This window comes from Tepidiforma sp., from assembly GCF_034433535.1.
GTDB lineage: Bacteria > Chloroflexota > Dehalococcoidia > Tepidiformales > Tepidiformaceae > Tepidiforma.
Genome location: NZ_DAOUAO010000236.1, coordinates 1 through 4,377, shown reverse-complemented (window position 1 = coordinate 4,377; position 4,377 = coordinate 1). Strand labels below are relative to the sequence as shown.

The following is a 4,377-nucleotide window of genomic DNA, read 5'->3' as shown; positions in this document are numbered from 1 at the left end:
ACCGCGCGGCGCTCCTGGCCGGCAGCGGGCTCGGCTCCGGCGACCTGCTCTTCGCACTCGCCGTGGGGGCCGTCCTGGGCCCCGCCAATCGGTCCGCCGCTGCCGAACTCGTCCGGCGCCTCCGCCCTGGAGTGCTGCTCGAAGCCGCCGCCGGCCCCGGCGGCAGCGCAGCAGCCGGCGCCGTCCTTGCCGAAGCAGCTTCCGGGCTCCCCTTCGCCGGCGGGCACCGCCCCAACGCCAGCCCGGCGCGCCGCCTCGAGGCGCTCGCCGCCCTCGTCCTGCGCTGGTGGACGCCGGGGTCTCCCCCGGGCTGGCCCGCTGCCCTCCCGCCGGGCGCCGGCTGGCAGGTGGCGCGCGTTCCCGGGCTCGGCCGTTCCGCGGCCATCGAACTGATGGCCAACGCGGTCATCCCGGCGGCCCTCGCCTGCGGCGCCTGGAGCGAAGCCGAGGCCCTCGCCGCCTGGCGGGTGCTGCCCTCGCCCGGCACCTACGGACGCCTGCGACCGCTCGAACGCTGGCTGGCTGCGGGCACCCCGCGGCCCTTCGCCTCCGGTGCCCTGCTCCAGGGCGCGCTCCAGTTCGATGCCGACTACTGCACGAAGGGTGCCTGCGGACGCTGCCCGCTCTCGCCGCCCGGCTGAGCCGGGGCCAGCCGCATGGGCGCGCCGGGCTTCCGTCGGAAGACGTGAGCCCGCACCTGCCAGCGCCCCTCGTGGAAACGGATGTGCCCTGCCAGCGGTGCCCGCTCCGCCTCGCTCACCCGCCAGAGCCGCTCCGCGATCTCCCGGTCGAAATGCCAGCGCGTCTCCGTGATCCGGAACCCGAGCGAGAGGTACGTCCGATGGGCGCGTTCGGCAAATGTGTTTGAGGTGAGCACGAACTCCTCGCCGGGGAACTCCGCCTCGAGGGCCCGGATGAGCACGGCCAGCATCCGCCGGGCAACGCCCCGGCCCTGGTGCTCCGGCGGGACGTGCACCGCCCAGAGGTAGAGGCCCGCCTCGTCCTCAAGGTTCACCGAGCACCGCCCCACCGCCGCGCCGTACTCCACCGCGATGTAGTGGCGGTGCCTCCCCGGGGCCGTGTGCTCGGCCAGCGCCCGGGCGGCTGCGACGGGGTCGCGCAGGCGGCCCAGGTCGAAGGCGTGGTACGGGAAGCCGTACTCCCCCCAGGCCGCCAGCTGGCGCACCAGCTCCGCGTCCCACGGCCGCAGGGCGAGGCCCTCGCCTTCGAGCACCGGCACCCCGGCCCGCGCGGCCGACCGACGGGTCATCATCACGCGCGAGTATAGGGGAGGTGGGAGGTGGGAGGTTGGAGATGGGAGGTTGGAGGTGGGAACAGGGAGCCGGGAACCGGGAACCGGGAACAGCTCAGGGCATCAGCAAGGCACCTACCTCCAACCTCCAACCTCGCACCTCCCCGCTCCCGGCTCCCGGCTCCCGGGGGTGGGTCAGGGGTCGGGTAGGGCTCCCACCTTCGACCCCAGCCGCCGTGCCCGCCGCCGCAGCGCCTCCAGCGAGAGGTCGCCCGTACCCGGGCGGAGGATACCCGCCTCGGCCAGGCGAATCGCCTCCTCGACCGCAGCCAGCGCCCCGGCGCGGTCGCCCTTCTGCCGCTCCAGCAGGCGCCCAAGCTCCACGTACGGGGCCACCCTGCGCGCCCGCGGCTCCGCGATCAGCGCCCGCCAGCCGGCGATCGCACGGTCGGGGTCGCCCGCCTTCGCCCACGCGCGGGCCGCCCCTTCGAGCGCTTCCAGCCGTTCGGCGCGGGTCTGCGCCCGCCCCGCGGCGGCCTCGAAGGCCTCCGCCGCGAGCCGCCAGTCGCCGGCATAGGCCGCCGCCCGCGCTGCCTGCAGGGGGCGCCCGGGGTCGCCGCAGCTCTGCCCAAGGTAGGCCGCCAGCGCCACCAGCGAGAGCACATCCCAGGCGTTGTGGCGCAGCACCGGCCGCAGGTGGGTCGGGTCGCCCGAGCGGACGAACCACTGGTAGCGCAGCGGCACCTCCGCCGAGGGGCAGTCCTCCTCCCGCTCGAAGCCGAGGAGCTCCCGCTCCACCTCCGCCAGCCGGTGCGAGGCCAGCTGGCCCCGGAACAGCCGCCGGTTCGGGTGGAGGAGGTCGAGGTGGGGCAGCTCGCGCAGCCGCGGCCGCTGGCGCGAGAGGATGTACCGGGTCTCAAGGGCCGGCAGGTCGAACGCCTTGCCGTTGTAGCTCACCAGCGCGCCGGCGGCCTCCAGCGCCTCGCCCAGCCCGCCCAGCAGCCCGCCTTCGTACTCCGGGCCCGGCAGCAGGAATTGCCGCAAACGCAGCACCGAGCCCTCGAAGGAGGCCACCCCGCAGAGGAAGACCATCGTGCCGGCGCCGCCCAGCCCGGTGGTCTCGGTATCGACATAGACGAACCGCCCGGGTTCTACCTCCGCCAGGCGGGGGTCGCGAGCCTGCGCCGCCAGCCGCTGTGTCGGCAGCCCGAGGGCATGCCGCAGCGGCACTGAGCCGTGGCAGTGGCCGCCATCGTAGACGCTCTCGATGACATAGCCCGGGCCGAGCGGCGTCTCAAACCAGTGGCCCCCGAGCGCCGAGAGGTCGGCCCGTTCGGTCACGGCTGCATCCAAGCGCAGCCTCCGGTGCCGTACCGGCTGGGCGAGCGCCGCCCGCAGCCGGTCCCGCAGCGAGCCGCCGCTTTCGAACATGTGTGCGATCATCGCCCCCGCGTCGCCCGGGCGCAATCCCGGGTGGCGCGCCGGTCAGACCGCCTTCGCGCAGGCCCAGCGGAACAGTTCGCCCGCCGTCGGGTACGGGTGGATGGTCGAGGCAACTTGCCGCGCGGTCAGCCCGTGCTGTACCGCCAGCGCTGCCTCCCCCGCCAGCGTGCTCCCCCGCGCGCAGAGGAAGTGCGCGCCGAGCAGCGCCCCCGTCTCGGCATCGACCACCACCTTCGCGAAGCCCTCAACCTGGCCGGATGTGCGGAACCAGTCGAGCTCCCGCGCCTCGAGCAGCCCGGTCCGCACCGGGAGCCCCCGCTCGCGCGCCTGGGCTTCGGTCAGACCGACGTGGCCCACCTCCGGGTCGGTGAAGATCGCCCAGGGCACGATCGCCTCAGGCACCGGCTCGCAGACATCCTGCGCGATGTGCTTCGCGATGTGGTGCGCCTGGTAGGCCGCGTAGTGCGTGAACTGGAACTTGCCCGTTACATCGCCTGCCGCCCAGACGCCCGGCACGCTGGTGCGGCCGCACGGCTCGATGGCGATGAAGCCGCGCCCGTCGCGCTGGAGCCCGAGTCCCTCGAGCCCGGCCGGAATCACCGGCTTCCGACCGGCGGCCACCAGCACGTCATCGACCACGAACGTGCCGTCCGGCGTCGAGAGCGTCACCTCCCCGCTCGCCTGCCGCTCCACGCGGTCGATCCTCGTCCCGGCCACGACCCGGATGCCCTCGCGCTCAAAAAGCCGCTGCAGTTCGAGCGAAACCTCGGGCTCCTCGGTGGCCGCGATGCGCTCCAGCGCCTCGAAGAGGGTGACCCGTGCGCCGAGCCGGTGCAGCGCCTGCCCGAGCTCGAGCCCGATCGGCCCGCCGCCGATGACCGCCAGCCGGCGCGGCAGCTGCGCGAGCCGGAAGATGGTGCGATTGGTCAGGGGGCGGGCCTCTGCCAGGCCCGGGATGGGCGGCAGGCCGGGCTCGGTGCCCGTCGCAACCACCACGTCCTTCGCCACCAGCACGCTCCCGTTCACCGTCACGCGGTTGGGCGCCTCGAAGCGGGCTTCGCCCCAGAACAGCGCCACGCCGTCGCGGTCGAATCCACCCGAAGGGTCGTTGCCGCGGACCAGCAGCTGCACCGCGTGCACCCGGGCGAGTGCCTCATCCCAGCCGATCGGCCGCCAGCGTGCCTCCCGCGCGACCTCGATGAGCGCCTTGCTCGGAACGCAGCCGTCGTTCAGGCATTCCCCGCCGAGGTGTGCGGCCTCGACCAGCGCCACCCGCAGCCCCTCCCGTCCCAGCGTGCGGGCGATGTTGTCGCCCGCCGCGCCGTTGCCAATCACCACCAGGTCGAATTCCTGTTCTGTTCGGCTCACCTGTCTCCCCTAGCGTTTTGATTCATCCCAGCGTACAGGGGATCAGGGAGCCGGAAACAGAGAGCAGGGAGCCGGGAACCGGGAGTCGGGAGAAGTTCAGGGCATGATCAAGGCTCCAACCTCCGATCTCCCACCTCCCGGCTCGCCGTTCCCGGCTCCGGGGCGGCGCAGCGCCGTGGGGGCTCCCACCTCCAACCTCCCACCTCCCACCTCCCGGCTCCGGGGCGGGGCAGCGCCGTGGGGGCTCCCACCTCCAACCTCCCACCTCCCACCTCCCGGCTCCCGGCTCCCCGCTCCCCGCTCCCGGTTTTCAC

3 protein-coding genes and 1 pseudogene are annotated in these 4,377 nt (G+C 74.1%); 1 reads left to right on the top strand and 3 read right to left on the bottom strand.

Going from position 1 to position 4,377, the window contains the following annotated elements; all coding sequences use genetic code 11:
* Window positions 1-641 (top strand): annotated as a pseudogene (locus tag VAE46_RS12570) (hypothetical protein); the annotation flags it as partial.
* Here the strand turns inward: VAE46_RS12570 and VAE46_RS12565 are convergent.
* The 3 genes from VAE46_RS12565 to VAE46_RS12555 form a co-directional block, all read right to left on the bottom strand.
* On the bottom strand, window positions 590-1,273 hold the full coding sequence (locus VAE46_RS12565) for a GNAT family N-acetyltransferase (RefSeq protein ID WP_322797285.1): 684 nt from the start codon (window positions 1,271-1,273) through the stop codon (window positions 590-592). The pseudogene VAE46_RS12570 and the gene VAE46_RS12565 overlap by 52 nt on opposite strands.
* A 174-nt stretch (window positions 1,274-1,447) precedes the next feature.
* Entirely contained in the window at window positions 1,448-2,683 is a 1,236-nt protein-coding gene (locus VAE46_RS12560) for a ribonuclease H-like domain-containing protein (protein WP_322797284.1), read from the bottom strand.
* A 54-nt stretch (window positions 2,684-2,737) separates the two neighbouring features.
* A complete protein-coding gene (locus tag VAE46_RS12555; protein WP_322797283.1) occupies window positions 2,738-4,063 on the bottom strand; it encodes an NAD(P)/FAD-dependent oxidoreductase in 1,326 nt (441 codons plus the stop codon).
* Window positions 4,064-4,377 lie beyond the last annotated feature (314 nt).

Bases quoted from the DNA above. Each gene is read 5' to 3' on its own strand.
- VAE46_RS12565 (WP_322797285.1), bottom strand. From the start codon at position 1,273: ATGATGACCCGTCGGTCGGCCGCGCGGGCCGGGGTGCCGGTGCTCGAA.
- VAE46_RS12560 (WP_322797284.1), bottom strand. From the start codon at position 2,683: ATGTTCGAAAGCGGCGGCTCGCTGCGGGACCGGCTGCGGGCGGCGCTC.